General features: G+C 61.6%; 17 protein-coding genes and 1 pseudogene. 6 read left to right on the forward strand and 12 right to left on the reverse strand.

Translation table 11 applies throughout. The features are described from left to right. Positions 1 to 57: 57 nt before the first annotated feature. Genes GWG65_RS22985 through GWG65_RS22995 form a run of 3 tightly spaced genes read left to right on the forward strand, consistent with a single transcriptional unit; the run spans position 58 to position 3517 of the window. On the forward strand, positions 58 to 1008 hold the full coding sequence (locus GWG65_RS22985) for an ABC transporter permease (protein WP_275197850.1): 951 nt from the start codon (positions 58 to 60) through the stop codon (positions 1006 to 1008). Next, entirely contained in the window at positions 1005 to 1859 is an 855-nt protein-coding gene (locus GWG65_RS22990) for an ABC transporter permease (RefSeq protein ID WP_275197851.1), read from the forward strand. The genes GWG65_RS22985 and GWG65_RS22990 overlap by 4 nt, the downstream gene beginning before the upstream one ends. Next, the gene (locus GWG65_RS22995) at positions 1856 to 3517 is read left to right on the forward strand and encodes an ABC transporter ATP-binding protein (protein ID WP_275197852.1); all 1662 of its coding nucleotides are present in this window, start codon (positions 1856 to 1858) and stop codon (positions 3515 to 3517) included. The genes GWG65_RS22990 and GWG65_RS22995 overlap by 4 nt, the downstream gene beginning before the upstream one ends. 22 nt (positions 3518 to 3539) lie before the next feature. Here the strand turns inward: GWG65_RS22995 and GWG65_RS23000 are convergent, their stop codons facing one another. Beyond that, positions 3540 to 4016: an Lrp/AsnC family transcriptional regulator gene (locus tag GWG65_RS23000; RefSeq protein WP_275197853.1), complete on the reverse strand. Its 477-nt coding sequence runs from the start codon at positions 4014 to 4016 to the stop codon at positions 3540 to 3542. A 235-nt stretch (positions 4017 to 4251) separates the two neighbouring features. Between GWG65_RS23000 and GWG65_RS23005 the strand changes: the two genes are divergently transcribed. Then, positions 4252 to 5577 carry an FAD-binding oxidoreductase gene (locus GWG65_RS23005; protein ID WP_275197854.1) on the forward strand — a complete coding sequence of 442 codons (1326 nt, stop codon included), beginning with the start codon at positions 4252 to 4254 and terminating at the stop codon, positions 5575 to 5577. 185 nt (positions 5578 to 5762) lie between these two features. On the opposite strand, the gene GWG65_RS23010 is transcribed toward GWG65_RS23005, so the two are convergent. The 7 genes and pseudogenes from GWG65_RS23010 to GWG65_RS23040 form a co-directional block, all read right to left on the reverse strand. Then, positions 5763 to 6257: an IclR family transcriptional regulator gene (locus tag GWG65_RS23010; RefSeq protein WP_275197855.1), complete on the reverse strand. Its 495-nt coding sequence runs from the start codon at positions 6255 to 6257 to the stop codon at positions 5763 to 5765. A gap of 511 nt (positions 6258 to 6768) precedes the next feature. Next, positions 6769 to 6903, reverse strand: coding sequence for a hypothetical protein (locus tag GWG65_RS23015; protein ID WP_275197856.1), 135 nt, complete (start codon positions 6901 to 6903; stop codon positions 6769 to 6771). 172 nt (positions 6904 to 7075) lie between these two features. Continuing rightward, positions 7076 to 8323 (reverse strand): DNA polymerase IV, encoded by a 1248-nt coding sequence (dinB, locus tag GWG65_RS23020; RefSeq protein WP_275197857.1) that lies wholly within the window; start codon positions 8321 to 8323, stop codon positions 7076 to 7078. A 173-nt stretch (positions 8324 to 8496) separates the two neighbouring features. Then, positions 8497 to 9672, reverse strand: coding sequence for a Gfo/Idh/MocA family oxidoreductase (locus GWG65_RS23025; RefSeq protein WP_275197858.1), 1176 nt, complete (start codon positions 9670 to 9672; stop codon positions 8497 to 8499). A gap of 14 nt (positions 9673 to 9686) precedes the next feature. After that, on the reverse strand, positions 9687 to 10742 hold the full coding sequence (locus GWG65_RS23030) for a sugar phosphate isomerase/epimerase (RefSeq protein WP_275197859.1): 1056 nt from the start codon (positions 10740 to 10742) through the stop codon (positions 9687 to 9689). A 534-nt stretch (positions 10743 to 11276) separates the two neighbouring features. Further along, complete coding sequence (locus GWG65_RS23035; RefSeq protein ID WP_275197860.1) at positions 11277 to 11582, reverse strand: hypothetical protein; 306 nt, start codon at positions 11580 to 11582, stop codon at positions 11277 to 11279. A gap of 343 nt (positions 11583 to 11925) precedes the next feature. Further along, positions 11926 to 12252, reverse strand: a pseudogene (locus GWG65_RS23040) (ABC transporter substrate-binding protein); the annotation flags it as partial. 642 nt (positions 12253 to 12894) lie between these two features. On the opposite strand from GWG65_RS23040, the gene GWG65_RS23045 reads away from it, so the two are divergent. Beyond that, a complete protein-coding gene (locus GWG65_RS23045; RefSeq protein WP_275197861.1) occupies positions 12895 to 13341 on the forward strand; it encodes a hypothetical protein in 447 nt (148 codons plus the stop codon). Positions 13342 to 14009: 668 nt separating this feature from the next. Further along, complete coding sequence (locus GWG65_RS23050; protein ID WP_275197862.1) at positions 14010 to 15704, forward strand: MASE4 domain-containing protein; 1695 nt, start codon at positions 14010 to 14012, stop codon at positions 15702 to 15704. Between the two features lie 353 nt (positions 15705 to 16057). On the opposite strand, the gene GWG65_RS23060 is transcribed toward GWG65_RS23050, so the two are convergent. From GWG65_RS23060 to GWG65_RS23075, 4 genes are all read right to left on the reverse strand, one after another. Next, a complete protein-coding gene (locus GWG65_RS23060) occupies positions 16058 to 16525 on the reverse strand; it encodes a hypothetical protein (protein WP_275197864.1) in 468 nt (155 codons plus the stop codon). Next, on the reverse strand, positions 16509 to 17426 hold the full coding sequence (locus GWG65_RS23065) for a DUF2950 domain-containing protein (RefSeq protein ID WP_275197865.1): 918 nt from the start codon (positions 17424 to 17426) through the stop codon (positions 16509 to 16511). The genes GWG65_RS23060 and GWG65_RS23065 overlap by 17 nt, the downstream gene beginning before the upstream one ends. Continuing rightward, on the reverse strand, positions 17423 to 18988 hold the full coding sequence (locus tag GWG65_RS23070) for a DUF3300 domain-containing protein (RefSeq protein ID WP_275197866.1): 1566 nt from the start codon (positions 18986 to 18988) through the stop codon (positions 17423 to 17425). Before GWG65_RS23070 ends, GWG65_RS23065 begins: the two co-directional genes overlap by 4 nt. A 105-nt stretch (positions 18989 to 19093) precedes the next feature. Further along, a complete protein-coding gene (locus GWG65_RS23075; RefSeq protein ID WP_275197867.1) occupies positions 19094 to 20461 on the reverse strand; it encodes a TAXI family TRAP transporter solute-binding subunit in 1368 nt (455 codons plus the stop codon). Positions 20462 to 20554 lie beyond the last annotated feature (93 nt).

The following is a 20554-nucleotide window of genomic DNA, read 5'->3' on the forward strand; positions in this document are numbered from 1 at the left end:
CTCCTGAGATTGAGACCATGGGCTGAAGAGAGTGAGCGGCGGTGCGGGAGCGCGAATGTGAAGAGACAAGTTACGTCGCTTGCGGTGAGGCGGCTTCTTATCGCCTTGATCACGCTCGTAATCGTTTCGTTTGCCGTCTTCTTTGCCACGGCGCTCCTGCCCGGCGATACGGCCACCATCTTGCTCGGGCAGTCCGCGACGCCCGAGGCCATCGAGGGTCTGCGCAAGGCCATGCATCTCAACGATCCCGCGATCGTTCGCTTCCTGAGATGGATGGCCGGCCTCATCCAGGGTGATTTCGGCACGTCTTATGCAAACAACGTCTCGGTCGCCAATCTGATACGGGGACGGCTCGCCAACACGATGAAGCTTGCAGGATTGACCGCCTCGATCGCCGTGCCGCTCGCCCTGACGCTCGGCATCACCGCCGCAATGTGGCGCGGCACGCTTTACGACCGCATCGTTACCGTTGCGACCATCGGCATCATCTCGGTGCCGGAGTTCATGATTGCAACCCTGGCGGTGTTGCTCTTCGCAGTCTATCTCAGATGGCTACCGGCGTTGTCTTTCACCAACGAGGTCAAGTCGTTCTATGACCTGATGCGGACCTATGCGATGCCGGTCGTAACGCTCACGATCGGCGTTTCGGCGCAGATGATCCGCATGACCCGCGCCGCCGTAGTGGAGACACTGAACACGCCCTATGTCGAGATGGCGCTCCTCAAGGGAGCCTCGCGCCCCCGGCTGGTGTTGAGACATGCACTGCCCAATGCGCTTGGCCCCATCGTCAACTCGGTCGCACTCTCGCTATCGTATTTGCTCGGCGGCGTGATCATCGTGGAGACCATCTTCAACTATCCCGGCGTTGCAAAGCTGATGGTCGATGCTGTTTCGACTCGCGACCTGCCGCTGATCCAGACATGCGCGATGATCTTCTGCCTGGGATATCTGACATTGATCACGGCAGCCGACATCATCGCCGTTCTGTCCAATCCGAGGCTCCGATGACGAAATCGACTTCGCCCGGCCGGCTCGGCGTACGGTTTGGCTATCGCTTCAATCTCATCGGCCTGTCGGCGCTGGCCATCATCCTTCTCTGGGGCGGCGTCGCCGTTTTCGCGCCGCACATTATCCCCCATTCCGTCGGCGAGATCGTCGATACCGATTACTTCGGGCCCATGAGCCGAGATCTGTGGTTTGGCTCAGACTATCTTGGACGCGACATCTTCTCGCGCATCCTGATGGGGGCACGCTACACGCTCGGCATCTCGCTTGCCGCCGTCTCCATTGCCTGTTTCAGCGGCGTCGCACTCGGCATGACTGCAGCAGTTGCCGGCGGCTGGCTGGACAGCATACTGAGCCGGTTTCTCGATGCACTCAACTCGATTCCCAGCAAGCTGTTCAGCCTCGTCGTGGTTGCCGCCATCGGCTCGTCAATCCCGGCGCTGATTGCGACGCTCTCGGTGATCTACACCCCGGGCGCCTATCGCTTCGCCCGCGCTCTCGCCGTCAATGTCAACACTATGGACTTCATGGTGGTCGCCCGCATTCGGGGCGAAGGCCTGCCTTATCTCATCGCCTCCGAGATCCTTCCGAATATTCTCGGCCCCGTGCTTGCCGATCTCGGCCTGCGCTTCGTCTTCATCGTGCTCCTGCTTTCCGGCTTGTCCTTTCTCGGACTCGGCGTGCAACCGCCCTACGCCGACTGGGGAGCATTGGTTCGTGAGAATATCGGCGGCCTGCCCTTTGGTGCACCGGCGGTGATCTTCCCTTCGCTCGCCATTGCAAGTCTCACGATTTGCGTCAACCTTCTGATCGACAATCTGCCGCGCAAAATCCGCGACCGGAGCGCCGAATGACGGGAAACCTGGTCGAGATCCGCAATCTCAGGGTTGAAGCAACGACCGATGCAGGCAGGCGGGTCGAGATCATCAAGGACGTTAGCCTCGACATCGCCGAAGGCGAGATCGTTGCCCTCATCGGCGAGAGCGGCTCGGGCAAAACCACGATTGCCATGACGCTCATGGGTTACACCCGCCAAGGCTGCGCCATCGCTGGCGGCGAAGTGCGGGTGGCTGGCGTTGACATGGTGAAGCTTTCGGAAGCGGAACGCGCCAGGATTCGCGGGACGAGGGTTGCCTACGTGCCGCAAAGCGCCGCGGCTGCCTTCAATCCTGCGCTCACCATCATGGATCAGGTCACCGAGGTCGCGCGTATCCATAAGCTCATGTCGGCCGTTGAGGCACGAGCGAAAGCCCTTTCCCTGTTCAAAGCGCTCTCGCTGCCGGAGCCGGAAACGATCGGCAACCGCTATCCGCACCAGGTCTCGGGTGGTCAGTTGCAGCGCCTCGCCGCCGCGATGGCCCTGATCGGCCAACCCAAGGTCGTCATCTTCGACGAGCCCACTACGGCACTCGATGTCACGACCCAGGTTGAGGTGCTGCGCGCATTCAAGGCCGTCACGGCGCAGCACAACATCGCCGGCATCTACGTCTCGCACGATCTGGCCGTCGTCGCCCAGATCGCCGATCGGATCGTCGTGCTCAAAGACGGCTCAGTCCAGGAAACGGGCACGACCAGCCAGATCCTCGACGACGCCCAGCACCCCTATACGCGGGAGCTGCTTGCGGCGTTCAGGCCGAAGGCACAACAGCGCGGGCCTGAATGCGAGGAAACGACGAAGCGTCCGTTGCTTCAGGTCGACAATCTGACGGTCGGTTATGGCCCTCGTCTGCGCGATGGACAACCGTTGATCAGCGTTGTCCAGGCGGTCAGCCTCGAGCTGGATCGAGGGCGGAATCTCGGTATCATCGGCGAGTCCGGTTGCGGCAAGTCAACCCTTGCCCGGGCGATTGCCGGGATCCTTCCGGCGTATGCGGGCGATATTATCTTCGACGGGCGCGAATTGGGGAAAGCCGGCCGCGGCCGTACCCGCAACGAGCTCCGCCAGATTCAGATCGTGTTCCAGCACGCCGACACCGCTCTCAATCCCGCGAAATCGGTGGAAGACATCTTGAGGCGCCCCCTCACCTTCTACCACGGCATGAGCGGCAAGGCGCGCGATACGCGCGTCAGCGAGCTTCTCGGTCTGGTCCATCTCCCCAAATCGGTGCGCCATCGATTGCCAGGAGAACTTTCAGGCGGTCAAAAGCAGCGGGTGAATTTCGCGCGGGCACTCGCTGCCGAGCCGACGCTCATCCTGTGCGACGAGATCACGTCGGCTCTCGACACGGTCGTGGCGGCCGCGGTGGTCGAGCTCCTGAAGGAGTTGCAACGCGAACTCGGTCTCTCCTACATCTTCATCAGCCATGACCTGTCCGTCGTCGAGGCGATTTGCGACGAGATCATCGTGATGTATCGCGGTCAAAAGGTCGAGGAGATCACGCCGGCCCGGTTGACGGCACCGCAGCACCCTTATACCCGGCTGCTGTTCTCTTCGGTCCCCAAGCTCGACCCGGCCTGGCTCGATAACCTGGAACAGAATGCCGATGCAGTGCGGGCCTATTGTCGCCAATAGAAGCGGCTGGCGCAGTCTGCCATCAAGCTGGAAACAGGCTGGTCAGCGGCATCTGCGAGCGCACGATGGGCGACTTCAAGACGACGAAGCTGAAGTATTTGTCGATTCCGATATCCATGTCCGTCAAACGTTCCATGATCGTCTGGTACTCGCCAATGCTGGCGGTGACGAACTTCAGCATGTAGTCGTAACCTCCCGAGACGAGATGGCATTCGATCAGCTGGTCGACCTTGTCAACCGCCGCGAGGAAGCGGGCAAAGTCGATTTGCCTGTGGTTCTTCAACGTCACCTCCGTGAACACGGTCAGCGTCTGCCCCAGCTTGCGCACATTGATCCGGGCCGAATAACCCTCGATATAGCCCTCACTCTGCAGCCTCTTCACGCGCATGAGACATGGACTGGGCGACAGGTTCACCAACTCGGCGAGCTCGACGTTGGTGATGCGACCGTTCTTCTGGAGTTCGTGGAGGATCTTGATGTCGATCCGATCCAGCTTCATTGGCGACCCTCCATCGAGCAAGCGCCAAACGGCGCAGCATAAAATTTGGCACAGTGAACCGAAAACTCACTTATCCTGCATCTAATGTCCATCACTGACATTATACCATTCGGCTAGAGCGCAGTTTTGCAGGACCGCGCGGATAAAGCATAAAGTGCTGAGCTCCTATCGAATCCAACGCCGCACGCGCCGGCGCATGACTTACGATGCGCCGAGCAAACACCAGGAAGTCACGATGCCCGCGCCACTCAGCCATATCGAGACCTCGCCGGATATTCCCCCCAGCGCCGACGCGGTGGTCATCGGAGGCGGCATCGTTGGAGTGTTTGCAGCCTATTATCTCACCCTGAGAGGCCTTAGCGTCGCCCTTGTGGAAAAGGGGCGGATCGGAGCCGAGCAGTCCAGCCGAAACTGGGGCTGGTGCCGCCAGCAAAACCGCGATGCCCGAGAGTTGCCGATGGCAACCAGGAGTCTGGACCTCTGGGAGAGATTTGGCGCCGAAAGCGGCGAGAACACGGGTTTTTCCCGCTGTGGTCTCCTGTATCTCAGCAATGATGAGGACGAGATCGAGGGATGGGCGCGCTGGCGCGACTTCGCGCAAAGGGTCGGCGTGACCACACACATGCTCAGTGCGACCGAGGCGACGCAGCGCGGCGCAGCGACGGGGCGAACCTGGAGGGGCGGAGTCTTCTCGCCTACCGACGGCACCGCCGATCCTGCCAACGCCGCGCCGGCGGTGGCGCGAGCGATCCTCAAAGCTGGGGGCACTGTGCATCAGATGTGTGCCGCTCGTGGGTTCGAGACCGAGGGCGGCCGCGTGAGCGCGGTGGTGACGGAGCGCGGCACGATTCGTACGCGGGTCGCCATACTGGCGGGCGGCGCGTGGTCCTCGTCCTTCTGCCATCAGGCCGGCATTCGCCTTCCGCTCGCCTCGATCCGCTCGTCCATCCTGTCTGTCTCGGAGGGTGCGAAAGGCCTGCCGGACGCACTCCACACCTCCGCGGTTTCGATTACGAAACGGAGCGATGGCGGATATACGCTCGCCATCAGCGGCCGAGGCCGCATCGATCCAACTGCGCAGCAGCTCCGCTTCGCCCCGCAATTCCTGCCGATGTTCTTGCGGCGTTGGCGCAGTCTGCTCCCGGGCAGCCTCGAAGGGGTCAGGTCCGGACACGAAACGCTCCAGCGTTGGCGCGTGAACGAGCCGACGCCGATGGAGCGCATGCGCATTCTGGATCCCGCGCCCGATCAAGGGACGATCGAACTTACGCAACGTCGCGCCCTTGAACTGTTGCCGGCATTGAAAGACGCGAAGATCACCGCCGCGTGGGGCGGCTACATCGACTCGACACCCGATGGCGTGCCGGTCATCGGAGAGGCTTCTGGCCAGCCTGGATTGATATTGGCCGCAGGCTTTAGTGGCCACGGCTTTGGTATCGGCCCTGGATCGGGGCACCTCATCGCGGACATGGTGACCGGCGCCGCGCCGATTGTCGATCCAACGCCCTATTGGCCAGGTCGCTTTGCCGGACTTGCGGTCGGAAAGGTCTCTGAATTTTAGGGATTGGAAGCTGGTCGAACGGTGGGTGATATCAGCCGCACGGTTCGGCTTGCGGGTCGGTGCTGCTGAGGCTGGAAGCAGGACTGCGGAACGGCCTGCAAGGCGGGATTGCCTCGGTGTGGCCTCCGCCACGGGTAACCGCCGAAATTCAGAGGCGTGTTGCGGCGAGGGCATGGGACGCAAGCTCAGCCTACGCTGATCTTGCGCGCCGCCGCGTTGACCATGCCGCCCCAGATCTTTTCGTTTTGTTCGACGTAGCGGGAAGCGGGCATGGAGATGCAGAGACCGCCAACCGGTCGGCCCTGCGAATCGAGAATGGCGGCGCCGATCGCGCAGACGACTGGACGATAGTAGCGAAGATTGAGCGAATAGCCGCGCTCGCGCACACGATCGAGCTCCGCGCGCAATGCCTCCGGGTCCGTGATCGTGTTCTCGGTATAGCGCGTCAGTCCGCGCTGGATAATGGCTTCGATTTCGTCCGGCGAAAGGTGCGCCATCACGGCCGTGCCGATGGCGGTTGCATGAATAGGCGATCGATCGCCGATCGGACTGAAGGTCCTGACGTTCTGGGCACAGTCCACGCGATCGATCAGGAGCATGGCATCGAGCCCATCCGGGATGGATAGATGCACGGTCTCGTTCACTTGGTCGCGCAACTCCTGCATGGGCTTGCGCGCCACGACCTAGAGCTGTCCGCCTTGCAGCTCCGGCACCTGAAGGTGGAGCACACGACGGCCGATCTGCCAGCGAGTCGCTTCCCCGCCGACCGTACACAGCCAGCCGGTCGTCGCGAATGTTTGCAAGATCCGCTGCGTCGTGGATTTGGGCAGATCGAGGCGGCGCGCATAGCATCACGCCGGCTTTTCCCGACAGCGCTTGCCATCCCGTTAGGTCCTGGACAACACAGTGACGCAGGCCATCGTCGGCTATCCCGAACGAGGAGAAGCTCAGCCTCGCTTACCGACTCGGAGCCACGCAACTCATCAATACGGCGAGCACGGGGCTAGTCGAGACCATCGCCCAATGGGGGCGAGCAAGGGGGTGAGCGGAGTAGATCACGTGATCGACTGTGTCGCCGCGCCCTCGACCTTCTCAGACGCACTCGCCATCGTGCGCAAGGGCCGGGCGGGGTTTGGCCCCGGCGGCACCGTCGTCATCGTCGGCGTGGCGCATCGGCCGGCGGAGCTTGATCTACGCTTCATCCAGCTGCACGGAATCGCGATCAAGGGATGTTTCGGCGGCGATACGCAAGGCGATCGCGACGTCGCGACCTACGTCGGGTGGTTCGACGATGCAGCCGTCGGTCTCCGCGCCCTTGTCACCCACAGCTACGGGCTTCGCGATGCCTTGCACGCGGTGACCGATTTGCGGGACGGCAAGATCACCGGGCGAGGCATCTTCGCCATCGGGCGTAATTGGTCAGCCAATCCATCAGGAGCACGGCGTTCTCGGGTAGACCGGCGGACGCACTATCCTTGGTTCGACCACGCGTTAACGGTCACAGGTCCTTTTCGGCGAGCTCGCGAAACTCGTCAGGAACCGAACGCGGGATGCCGAGCGCCACGGAGCCGTATCCGATCGCATCCCATCCAAAACGATCGCGGATCTTATCGACGGCACGGTCGGCCGCCCAACGCGCCATGCCTATTTTGCTGCCGGGGCGGCGCCGTTCATCTCGAAGCCCAAGCGGAAGCTCCAGCTCAAGATCCCAATCTTCCTCGAGATGCGAGACGGAGATTGCGAGGAGCGAAATGGTCTTCTCGTCAGGGTGATCTGCGAGGACGGCACGCACCAGGTCCTCGGCGAGTTCGGCAAGGATCATGGTCGCCGCGATAGGCGCGTCGAGCGTTACCGAGCGCGTAGCCGAGTTCAGGCCGGCGAAGCGAACGCGGACCGTCACGGTTCGGCCCGGCCTGCCCTTGGCCCGGAGCCGGGAGCCGATTCGGTCTGCGAGGTGAAGCAGGGTTGGTCGAAAAACCCGCTCTTCGGCAGGCTTCCTGCCGATCGCCGATTGTGCTCCCGCCGATCGGGCTCCGCGGTCAGCCTTGACGTCGCGTGGATCACGATTCCATGCCAGCGCTGCAAGCTTCTCTCCTGCCGCAGGACCGAGCAGCCGCTCAAGCGAGCCTCCCGGTGTCTTTGCCAACTCTCCGATTGTGAGCACGCCAATCTTGGCGAGCCGCGCTTTTGTGACTGGACCAACTCCCCACATCAGCTCGACCGGCAGATCGTGAAGGAATTGCAACTCTCTGTCGGGATCGACGACCACCAGCCCATCGGGCTTGGCCACTTGCGAGGCAATCTTTGCGAGATGCTTGGTGCGAGCCACGCCAACCGAAATCGGAAGGCCGAGTTCAGCCCGGACGCGTTGGCGGATTGTCCTCGCAATTTCGTCGGGTGGACCGAACAGATGGGTGCAGCCAGCAACGTCGGCGAAGGCCTCGTCGATGGAAATCCGCTCCACCATAGGCGTGAAATCGCCGATCAGCGTGATGGCGGCGTCGCCCAGTCGCCGATATTCCTCAAAATGCCCGCTCACAAAAGTGAGTTGCGGACAGAGCTCGCGCGCTCGCCGTCCCGGCATCCCTCCGTGGACCCCGAACGCCTTAGCCTCGTAAGACGCGGCAAGTACAACTCCGCCGCCGACGGCGACGGCCTTGCCGCGCAATGAAGGATCAAGCAGCTGCTCTACCGAAGCATAGAAGGCGTCCAGGTCCGCATGGAGGATGGTGGCTGTCGTCGCCATCCGACCGTTCGTCCGTCACGGTTCGAGGAAACTCTTGATGGAACATAATGAGAACATCAGCAGTGAGTGTCAAGCCGGCCGGCGAACCTGTCGGACTGAAGCGTCCAAACGCGTCGTAAGGCGCGATCGGCACCGCCACGCAGCCAGGTTCAGCTCAACAGAACTGTCGGCATCTACGTCATTCGAATCCAGGCGCCATTGCTTGCAGACGAATTCACCGCAGCGTCGATGAATTTCATGCCGGCGAGGCCATCCTCGACGGTCGGGAAAATCACCGCCGGATCCGGTGCTTTGCCGGCCTGCGCCGCACGAATGGCGCGCGCTGCCTCAGCATAGATCGTTGCAAAACCCTCGAGATATCCTTCGGGGTGCCCCGATGGCACGCGGGTGACGCGGCCCGCCTCGACCAAGGCCCCGGCACCGCCGCGGGTCAGGAACTGCTTGGGCTGCCCGTAACGCGTGAACCAGAGATAGTTCGGATTTTCTTGTGCCCATTCGAGCCCGCCCTTGGTCCCATAGACGCGCAGCGTCAGGCCGTTCTCATTGCCGACCGCGACCTGGCTCGCCCAAAGCATCCCTTTGGCACCGCCCTTCCACTTGAGGAGGATCTGGACATCGTCATCGAGACGCCGGCCGCCGACGAAGGTCGAAAGTTGCGCGAGCAGTTCCTCAAGCTCGAGACCTGTGACGAAGCAGGCAAGATTGTAGGCGTGGGTGCCGATGTCGCCAATGCAACCGCCAGCGCCGGAACGGGTCGGGTCCGTGCGCCACGCGGCCTGCTTGTGGCCGCTTGCTTCCAATGGCTCCGTCAGCCAATCCTGCAGATATTCGGCCTGAACTAGCCGGATCTCGCCGAGATCGCCGTTCGCCACCATGGCGCGGGCCTGTCGGACCATGGGATAGCCCGTGTAGTTGTGCGTCACGACGAAAATCTTGCCCGTCTTCCTGACCAGCTCCACCAGTTCCTCTGCCTCGGCGAGGCTCCTGGTGAGCGGTTTGTCGCAGATGACGTGGATGCCGGCTTCAAGGAACGCCCTGGCGACCGGGGCGTGCAGGTGGTTGGGGGTCACGATCGAGACCGCCTCGATGCCGTCCGGGCGCGCCGCCTCCGCCTTCGCCATCTCTTCGAAAGAGGTATAGGCGCGGCCGTCGGCGATACCGAGTTCTCGCGCGGAGGCTTTTGCTCGCGCCGGATCCGACGCCAGAGCACCGGCCGTCAGCACAAACTGGTCGTCGATACGCGCGGCGGTACGATGGACGGACCCGATAAAGGCCCCTTGACCGCCGCCGACCATGCCCAGCCGGATACGAGCATGACCGCCGCCCCCGCCGCTTGCCTCAATAACCATTTCTTGTTCCTCGCTCAGGAGATGCCGAGCATTTTGCGGTTCATCCGGTCGTCGGCGCCGGAGCCCGCGAAATCGTCGAACGGCTTCTCGGTCACCCGGATGATGTGCCTTTTGATGAATTCGGCGCCCTCGCGCGCGCCCTGCTCAGGATGCTTCAGCGCGCATTCCCATTCCAGCACCGCCCAGCTATCGTAATCGTACTGCGTCAGCTTCGAGAAGATCGCGCCGAAATCGATCTGTCCATCGCCTGGCGAGCGAAAGCGGCCGGCACGGTCGACCCAGCTCTGGAACCCGCCATAGACGCCTTGGCGGCCCGTCGGGTTGAACTCGGCATCCTTGACGTGGAAGGCTTTGATGCGCTCGTGGTAGATGTCGATGTAGGCGAGATAGTCGAGCTGCTGCAGCACGAAGTGCGACGGATCGTAGAGCAGGTTGGCGCGCTTGTGGCCCTTCACCCGATCGAGAAACATCTCATAGGAGACGCCGTCGTGAAGGTCCTCGCCGGGATGTATCTCATAGGCGAGATCGACACCGTGCTCGTCCGCATAGTCGAGGATCGGGCGCCAGCGCTTGGCGAGCTCGTCGAAGGCGGCCTCGATAAGGCCGGCTGGACGCTGCGGCCAGGGATAGACATAGGGCCAGGCCAACGCGCCGGAGAAGGTCGCCTGCGCCGTGAGCCCGAGGCGTCCTGAGGCGCGAATTGCGCGCTTGACCTGGTCGACGGCCCACTCGGTGCGGGCCTTGGGATTGCCGCGCACCTCCGGTACGGCGAAGCCGTCGAATGCTGCGTCATAAGCCGGATGCACGGCGACGAGCTGGCCCTGAAGATGGGTCGAGAGTTCGGTGATGGAAAGGCGATGTTCGGCCGCTATCCCCCTCACCTCATCGGCATAGTCCTGGGACTCGGACGCCTTGTTGAGGTCGAAGAGTCGCCTGTCCCAGCTCGGGATCTGAATCCCCTCATAGCCGAGCGAGGCAGCCCATTCGCAGATCGCGTCGAAGGAGTTGAACGGCGCCGCATCGGCCGTGAACTGGGCGAGGAATATCGCCGGTCCCTTGATCATCTTCATCTCGTGCTTCCCTCTCCCTGGATGCTCCGGCAGCACGTGCCCGCCGAGCGCGATATCTCAGCAAAACGAAATGTCGCCATCAAGACCGCGCGCGGTCCGCGTCATCACCTCTCGTAGCGCGATGTCGGCAACCTGATTTCGAAGGATTGTCCTGGAAAGGGATTGTCCTGGAGATGACGCTCTATCGGTAAAATCCGAGCACGGCCTTGGTCTCGAGATATTCCTCCATGCCCTCGAGGCCATATTCCCGGGCGTTGCCGGACGTCGAGGCCGGGACCGGTTCATGGAACATGAGGTCGTGGATTTCCACGGTTTCGAAAATAGCCGTCCACTGCCGCACGAACCCACGCGCGCAATTTGCCCGGCCAGTCGGCGCTGGGCCGTTTGTCGACTGCCGCGCATTCTGAAAATCACTCCACCAATGGTCATTGACTGACGGTCACGATCTTAGGGCGTTGGCGGCCGCAATGCACTTGCGCTGTGCCCGTTGGCGCGCAAAGGCAACGAATCCCGTTAACCTGAGCGTCGCGAAATTTACTTCTTGGCGATGTTCCAATAGGCCGGGACCGCCGCCTTCACGATGCCGTCAACGTTGCCGCGCACTGCCCGCACCAGGTAAAGCTGCGCCGCCGGCCAGTAAGGTACATACTCGACCGCTCGGAGTTGGAGTTCGCTCGCGATCTTCTTCTTCAGCTCGGCGTCGGTCGCCAGCGCGAAGTCGCTGCGCAGTTTCTCGATTTTCTCGTCGCAGGGCCAGCCGAACCATGCCTTCGCACAGTTGGCGCGAAGACCGAGATGTCCCACCGGCTCGAACATGTCTGCGCCCGTCGGCCCCGACATGAAGAGCGACCAGCCCCTTTGTCGACCGTCTCCTTCGAGGCGCGGCGTCCGACCAGCGTGGCCCAGTCCATCGCCTGCGGCTCGACTTTGAGGCCGATCTGCCGCATCAGTTGCTCGGCGACGAGGCTGAACGTGTTGGTCGGGCCGCTCTCGGTGGCATGCAGCACCACGACCGGCGTACCATCATATCCACTCTCGGCGATCAGCTTCTTCGCCTTCTCAATATCCGGCTTCACCCGGCCGTCTGCCGTGAAGTAGGGTGATGAGCACATGAAGAAGCTCGGGCAGTTCTTGTAGAGTTTTGGATCGCTGACATAGGCTCTTGCGAACTTTTCCTGATCGATCATGTAGCTGATCGCCTGACGGACCTTCTGGTTGTTGAAGGCAGCACCGCCGTATTCATGCGGAACACCATCTGCATACCCAGCGTATCCTGCGGCATGGTCTTGATATCGGGGTTCCCGGCGAGCGTTGGCAAGAAGTCCGGCGGAACTTCCTCGAAGAGGTCGATCTCACCGGCCTGCAATGCGTTGAGCGCGGTCTGCGCATCCGGAATGTAGTGCCATTCAACGCGATCGACCTTGACGATCTTGCCACCGGCCAGGCCGCTCGCCGGCTCCTGACGCGGCTTGTAAGTCGGGTTCTTCAGATAGACCACCCTGGAGCCCGGGACCCATTCATCCTTCCGTCGAACTCAACCCTTCCAATTGCCCGAATCCGCCAACACCGTTTGAAATCCGTTTTGGCGGTCTTGGATTCTCGCATGGCCGATATCCGAATTCCCCTCACCGACAAGACGATCGCTCAATTACCTGCTCCGAAGGAAGGCTGGTACTTGGCGCGTGATACAGAATTGAGGGGCTTTTTCGTAGTTATCGGAAAGCGACGGAGGACTTTTACCGTCCAGGGCGACCTCAGGCGGGGAGGCAAGCGAGCTTCATCCATTAGGGTTTCCATTGGCGACGCTAGTGAGATGTCGACCCGAGCTGCGCGCCACTGCCAAAGAGTACTTGGCCCAGATTAGCCGCGGGCGGCACCCGAAGAACGACAAACAAGCCAACGGAGCGCATTCCGCTCCAGTGATGGCGGTTGGCGGGACAGTCGCGAGCATCACTCTCAGGCAGGCCTGGGAGCGGTATCTCGAGGCTCATCTGATGCGGAAGAACCGCAGCGAAAAGACAATCGAGGGCTACCGCGACCACGTCGATCGCATTTTGCAGAATGGCTCGACACCACTCTCCATGAGCTCGCAACCGATCCATCTCGGGTGGCCAACAAGCACGACGAGGTCACAAGGGAGAACGGGCCGTACATGGCCAATGGCAGCATGCGGACCCTGCGAGCCATCTACAATCATGCTCGGAAGACGAACAGGTCGTTGCCGTCAGATAACCCAGCCGATGCTGTCGACTGGAATGTCGACGAGCGCCGCAACACTGGGATGGGACCGGTCGACCTGAAGGGCTGGTTTGTGGAGCTTGCCGTCCTCGACAACCCCGTACGTAAAGAGTTCCACCTCTTCACTCTCCTTTGCGGATCTCGGCCCACCGCGCTCCAGGAAGCAAAGCCAGAACACGTAGATTTTCGGCGCCGTACGCTGCACATTCTCAAACCAAAGGGCGGCAGGAAAAAAGCCTTCGATATTCCGCTGTCACGTCAGATGATCCTCTGCCTTATCCGCGCAATTCGCACAAGCTGCTCGAAAATCATCTGCGCAGTCAGCAGCAGGCAATCAGCAGTGCCGTATTTGCTGCGCTAGGCACATTGATTGCTCATAATCATGCGCTGCAGAACTGGCTTAGAAGAGGCGCGTACCGACGTGCGACCCGTGGCACCATTTCCGGTGGGAAGCAGGGCGTGGTTAGATCCGTTGCCAAAATGGAGCAAGGATCGATCTGAGGCTCAGCACGTCTGAGAATTCGGCCCCTTATATGGGACTGTGAATCGCTCCAATCCATCATGGGCGCCACGGAAAAGCGATAGTCTTGATATCCCAGAAACTTATCCCTTTTTGTCGGCGGACTGGAATAGCAACAAGTGCGCCCAGCAATCGGGCGTTACACATGTTTGTAGCCCAGATGGATTTCTACTGAAACATTCGGACTGCCTATTTGTCGGTGTTCCTAGTGGAACGCCTCGATGAAACGCGGGAACGCGCTTCGCGTCAATCGAAATGGAAACTCCGACTTGAAGAGGGACAGCAATGCCGGTCAAGCCTAGTGCAGCGAGAATGATACCTGGTCAAGTTTTCGGCGTAGATGGTGCGACGGCTCAATTGGCTGTGAACGACCGACAGAAAAGACGTCCTCTGGAGCGACCGGGACGTCCGTCGGCTGACGCACTCGAATAGGCCAATCCTCACCCTTACGGGCTTCCAACAGGCGTGAGGACGAGTAAGATGCTGTCTCGTGGTGCCCCGGAGGCGGCATGAGCCAGCGCAAGTTCATGGGACTTGTCGGCGGTGCAACAGCATCAGGGCCGGGCATTGCGCAAGCGGGCCAGCGATCGGCCACCGCGACCGCCGAGCCCACTCACGATGATGAGCAAGAATTCCCATTGATCATCGCGAACATGCCCGCAACCCCTCGCCAAAAGGCCTGGGCGGTGGGTGTAGCCGTCTTGCTCATCGTCCTTGCAGCGGTCATCGCGCCGTTCGCCCGGATCCAATTGGGCCAGATCAATGGCTTCGTTCCAGTATTGCAGACCGCATTGGCCCTGGCCGAGCTCATCACGGCAGCCCTGCTGTTTGCTCAATTTGCGATCCAACCTCAGCGGGCACTTCTCGCACTCGCAAGTGGATACGTCTTCAGCGGATCGTTCGCATTTTTGCAAACACTCGCCTTTCCGAACGGATACGCTCCCGCAGGTGTCATTGGGGATGGACTGGATAGCCCCGCTTGGCTTTACGTGCTTTGGCACACGGCTTTTCCCGCGGCTATCTTGGTCTACGGGTTCACGAAGGATCATTCCACCGCCGACAGACCAGGCAGACCTGCAATAGCCGCGATCGCAATTGCTATCGGCTGCATCGCCGCCACCGTGGCAGGACTGACGTGGATGGTGACCGCGAAAGCCGAATTTCTCCCTAGCTTCTACGTGAACGACGTCAGGCATCAGACGCCTCTCGGTAATCAGGTCAACCTGATACTTTTGCTGTGGAATGTGACGACTCTCACCGTCTTGTTTGTGCGCATGCGCACCATTCTTGACCTCTGGCTGATGGTGACTTTGCTCGCCTACTTGCCCAATTTCCTTGTGGCGATCATCGGCAGCTCGGTTCGATTCACCATCGGTTGGTACGCAGCACGCGGTTTCGTGCTGATCGGCAGTTGCATGTTGCTGACCGTATTGCTCATCGAAACGATGTTTCTCTATTCGCGCCTCGCCAGCGTCACTGCCCTGCAGCGACGCGAACGAGCGAACCGGCTTCTGAGCATCGACGCGGTCACTGGTGCGATCGCCCATGAGCTGAGATCGCCATTAGGGGCCATCTCGCTCAATGCTGCGACAGGCCTGAGTCACCTGCGAGCTGCCTCCCCTGAACTGGAGGACCTCGAGAACATCCTCTTTGACATCGAAGCCGACGGTAACCGGGCCGCTGACATCATATCGAGCATTCGCGAGATGACAATCAAAACGGCGCACGGCGGCGCTTTGACAAACGTCGAGGATGTCGCAGAGCTTGCGCTGAGACTGTTGAAGCACGATCTCCTGGCCAATGGGGTATCAGTAGCTACGGAGTTTGAGGGCAACATTCCTCCAGTCGCCCTGGACAGCACGGAGCTTCAGCAGATTGTCTTGAACCTCTGCAAGAACGCGATTGACGCAATGAGCTCGGTCCCCGCCGATCAACGAAAGCTCCGTATGAAAACCGGTCTTGATGGTGGCACCATGGTCCATTTGTCCGTCGAGGACTCGGGCACCGGCATCACACCGCGTCATCAAGAGCGCATCTTCGACCCGTTCTTCACGACGAAACAAGGCGGTATGGGATTGGGACTGGCCATCTCCTCCAACTTGGTCGCAAGGTGTGGAGGAAAGCTGAGACTGGTCAAATCGGACGTCAAAGGCTCCGTTTTCGAGCTGGAAATGCCAATCTCCGCTCAGTCTTCGGCGCAATAACGGTTTGAGACAATCACGATTCGTTCCGCGTTACACCCCCATCGCAATGCTCTACCGCAGCCCCAGCAACGACCGGCCAAAACCACTTGCTATGGCCTCTTTCCGGCAAACGTAACTGCCGTCAAGGCCAGAGCCGTAGCGCTTTTGCTTTCGAGAATAGTACCGGCCCACGCGGAAATCGAGCCAGACCACTTCGTCCTCGGGGCAGTGCCGTTGTGCCTGCTCCTGATAGCGAAACGGCGTAAGCGGTCCCGCATGTGAGGTCCGGATTTCGCCGAGGACGACCAACGCAAGCACAAGACCAGCGCGTCCAAGAAGCCTCGATGCTGACCGGAGTGCGGACAGGTACACGCTCACCTCAGAGAGATCATGATCGTGCTGAGGTTGGCAGCAAACTCCACGCCAGCCTTTGGACCCTGCAGCACCATCGTGACTCCTTTGTCGTTGCGCAGCTGAGCACCATTGATGCCGCCGATCAGGGCGGCCCCGCCGCCGACCGAGCTGTACGTGCCGGCAAAATCGCTGACCTCTCGAATGCCTGAAGCCCGGCCCTCGAGCCGCCCAACTGTAGCGCCGGCGGTAAAGCCCAAGCTCAATCCGGTGACGCGGAACGGATAATGGCGGCCGCGATAAGTCAGCACGCCGGTCCCAGCGCCACCACCGACGAGCAGCCCCGCTTTTATGATCTTGATACGGACGTGCGCGGAGGCCTGCGCAAACGAGGGGGTCATCGGCACGAGGAGTGCGAGCAGCACGAGGGCAGGCAGACGCCAAACAGGCTGGCGCAATATCTCCGTGCGTTGCTCAGGGTTTCGAAACATCGACCTTCTTCCAGGTCTGGTCCGGATCGAACGCGCTGATGCGGGGAGCCAGGGCCTTGGTCCGAGGTCCGAGATCCTTCTGGTAGACGACGCCAGCATGATTGACCAGGAAGGTCATAACGCCGGAATTGCCGTATTCGGCGGGCCAGGCGACGAGCGCAAAGCCTCCGATCATCTTGCCCTTGACGACATAGTTGAGCGCGCCGCCTGGCGCGTTTGACCCCTGCCCTTTCAGGATGCGGAAATAGTAGCCGTGATAGGGCGCCGGGCTCTCCTCGGCCTTGTAGCCTTCAGCCGAAGCCTGCGCCGCCAGTGCGCCGAGCGGGCTCTGGTCGTTGTCGTCGCGCCAGAACAGCCCGTCTTTCTTGCCCGCACTGCTGACGATGCGCTGTGCGTACACGCCGGCCCCCTCGCCGCGATCCTTGTCGGCGTATTCGTTCTCGGCATCGACAAAGGCGAGACTGGTCTGGATCGCGTCGAGCTCATTGCGACCGATGCGGCGATACAGCACTTCGATGCGGCCTTCGGCGGTATCGAATTCCCAGCCGGTCTTGGTGTTGACGAGCGGGATCGGGAACGGGAAGTCGTCCGAGCCTAGCATCAGCGTCGCCTTCTTGTTACCCTCCGTCTTGATCGAATGCCTGGCATCATACATTGAGGTGAAGCGCTGCCGGATGTCGACGTCGGCGACCTCATCACCTGACGAAACGATGTCCTCGGCGGCGCTGCCGAGGACTTTCAGGATGGCCCGGTCCGGCCCACTCTTGACGGCGGCGGCGAGCGCCGCTGCTGCATCCTCCGGTGTCGGATAGGACTGCTGCGCCTGGGATGGCGAACTCATGAGCGCCAGCGCCACGACGGCCGGCAAGGCCGCACGATGAAGCGACTTCAAGCCCATCATTGCCGCACCTCCGCTGGAATCCTCGCGCCGCCGGCAAGCCAATCGCGATAGGTACGGAATTTCAGACCGATCTTTTCGTAATAAACCCGGAGATAGCCGTCGGCTCCGCGGGTGACGGCTTCTGGCTTCACGTCTTCGACCTCCTGCGCAATCACGCCGACATAGGCCTTGTCGCTGCCGATATAGCTGAAGCGGTAGTAACCAAGGCCGCTGGCGAGATGGCCGAGCAGAACGACATCGTGTTTCAGCGCGATATCAGAACGCCGTCCGCCGCCGCCGCGCGGACCCATGCTCGCCATGCTCGCATGACCACGGGCCGATGCAGCGGCCGCCGACCGACCCGACGACACGTTCAGCGCGCCGCCGCCACCGCCGCGGTTCGCGGCCTTGGCGCCGCCGCCCTTGGCACCACCTGCTTTGGCGCCGGCATTCTTCGCGCCCGCATTCTTGGCACCACTCCCCTTGGCCGCGCGATCGCCGCCGCCTTTGGCGCGATCGCCTCCCGCCTTGGTACGATCCCCCGCGCCTTGTCGGTCACCACCTCGATCACCTGCGCGGTCCCCGGCACGGTCGCCGGCACGATCTCCCGCACCTGGCCGATCCTGTCCCGGCTTCAACACCTGCTGTCCGTCGCGGCCGCGGAAATCCATCCGGTCGGCGGCACCGGCCTTGAGGTTGCTGTTGCCGAAGCGCTGCTGAACGTTCGCATTGTTGTAGCGCACCCCTTGGCGATGCGACGGGTTGTGTTGCCAGCCACTACCGATATTCGTGGTCCGATGATTGATATAGACGTTGCGGTTGCCCCAGTTGCAGCCGCCGCCCCAATAATTGCCCCAGCGGCCGATGGCCCAGGCGGTGCCGAAAGCAAGACCCGCCGCGACAACGCCCGCGCCGATATAGGAGGGATAGCCGAAGTAATATGGCGGATATTCGGTGTAGGGCCACGCGCCGTAAACCGTCGCAGGCTCATAATACGGAACGTACATCGTATCGGGCACGGCCGGTTCGATCACGATCACCTGCCTGCTTTCCTCGGTCTTGACGCTCACCTTTTGCTGCTTAGTGGTGACCAGCTTTTTGTTGTCGTAGGCCTTGGTCCGCAGCCGCTGGACCGCATCCATCACGTCCGGCTGCTGCGCCAGCACGGCGTCGCCTAGCGCCTTGGTCCAGTCGAGCTTGTCGCTCATCATGGTCAACACCTCGGCGGTCGAGGCCAGCGCCTTGATGCTGTCGTCCCAAGCCTGCTTCTCGACCTCGGTTTTCAGGGCATCGCCCTTCAGAGTCTTGCGCTCTTTCAGCCAGCGATCGGCCTGCACGACTTCCAGAGGATAGGTGGATGCCGCCAGCACATTGGCGAGCAGTTCGTCGGGATAGAGCCCGATCGGCGCCACCAGCGCTTCGACCTGCTCGGGCTTGAGCAATTCCACAGTCGGCGGCGCCTGGCCCGGCGGTTGCGCCTGACCGCCTGCGGCGAGAGGCTTGTCAGCCGTTTGGGCGGCCGCGGCGACCGTTAATGCCGAGAGCAGCGCCATCGCGATCAGGGGCTTGCCGCAACGAAACATCACATCCTCCCTAGAGGCCTCGCCGGGGCAAGCATCTTGAACGATCAGAATCCTCTATTGATCAAGATCAAGGAACGCGGAGCTCTCGCTGAGGTCCGCGCATATTCACTCCACGGCCGGAAGTGGCGGCCGATCGAGATCCGACCGCGCCGCTCGGGCGCTGCTGCCCGGCCGCGAAGACAGCAGAATCCGGCGATCGTGGATCAGGCTCTGAAGACGGTGCGCGGCTACATTCAGCGTCGTGACATCGAGCGCGTTTTCGTCTCCCGCCGCCGTCTTGGCGCGCTGCATCTGGAGAACCCGATCGATCTCGGCCTCGATATCGGACAGTTCCGAATCCACCTCGGTCGTGCGTATCCTGGCACCCAGGGCATAAAGTGAATCCACCCCCCGCTCATCCTTCGAAAGGTCGGCGACCCGAAGGAATTTCCAGGCCGCGGCCAACACCGAGATGAGGCCGCCGAAAATCATGGGCACGAGGAAGATGATGTTTCCCCATTCGTCCAGAAAGCTCTGTCGCGTTCCGTTGTAGAATGCTGCGGCGCCGGGATGGACCGGAAGGAAGGCGTCCGTATCCGTGCTCGGCGCGGTCATTTGAGAGAGTATCGGCAACTCACCCAACAGATCCCTGCGTGCCTTCATCAGCGCGTCCGCGAGGCTGCCGGCCATCTCAGCGCTAAGCTCCTTTCGCGCGACCACGTAAAAAGAGACCCGCAATGTGGTCAGATCTTCGCCCGGTATGGGAGGCGATCCACGCAACGTACCCTTCGGGACGTCAAAACTTTCGTAGGCGCGCTGCTTCTCCGCGATGGCGCCGGCCGCCTCGATGGGAAGGAGGACCGGCGCAGTCTTCGGCGTCTGCAGAAAGAGACCACGCAATAGAGCCAGATATTTTTCGGCGAGGGGAACGACGATCAGAATGGCCCGGACTTCCTTGGCATCGAGTGCGCGCCGGGCATCCGTCGGCTGGAGATTGCGGAATGTCACGTTGGCACGCCCCAGCCCGTATTCATCGCTGAGGACATTGACGATGTTGCGATTGATCTCGCCGCCGATCACGCCGACGCTGACGCGCTTCAACCCGGCGATGTCGGTAATGGCGGAGCCCGGCGGCGCAACCAGCAGGACGACGGCGTGGGCGAGGACCACGATGGCCTGCGCCTGCGAAAGGTCGCCGACGTCGCCGCGGACGACGGCAAGATCGACCTTCTCGGCCGCAAACTGCTCGGCAGCATCAACCGCGTTTGTCGTTTCCACCAGCTTGAGCCGGACCGGGGCATTCACCACGGCAAGCCTGCTCGCCAGTGCCGAGACCAGACGCGTGGCCTCGCCGTCCAGCGATCCGACCCCGATGGTCAGCGTCATCGGGCGAGAGTACCAACGGTAGCCGAACGTGCCCGCTCCAACAACGAGCACGACAGCGCCGGCGACGATAAGGGAACGAAGCCAGATCGGCATTTTGGCAAGGGCCATGCGGCGCTCACAGTGGATAGGACGTCCGGTGGCCGGACGCGCTCATTAACGCCCCCGGCTCAGCTGCGGCGTATCGCTGAACCGTAGTGCGAT

The sequence above is a fragment of the Bradyrhizobium sp. CSA207 genome (assembly GCF_029051685.1).
In the GTDB taxonomy this organism is placed as follows: domain Bacteria; phylum Pseudomonadota; class Alphaproteobacteria; order Rhizobiales; family Xanthobacteraceae; genus Bradyrhizobium.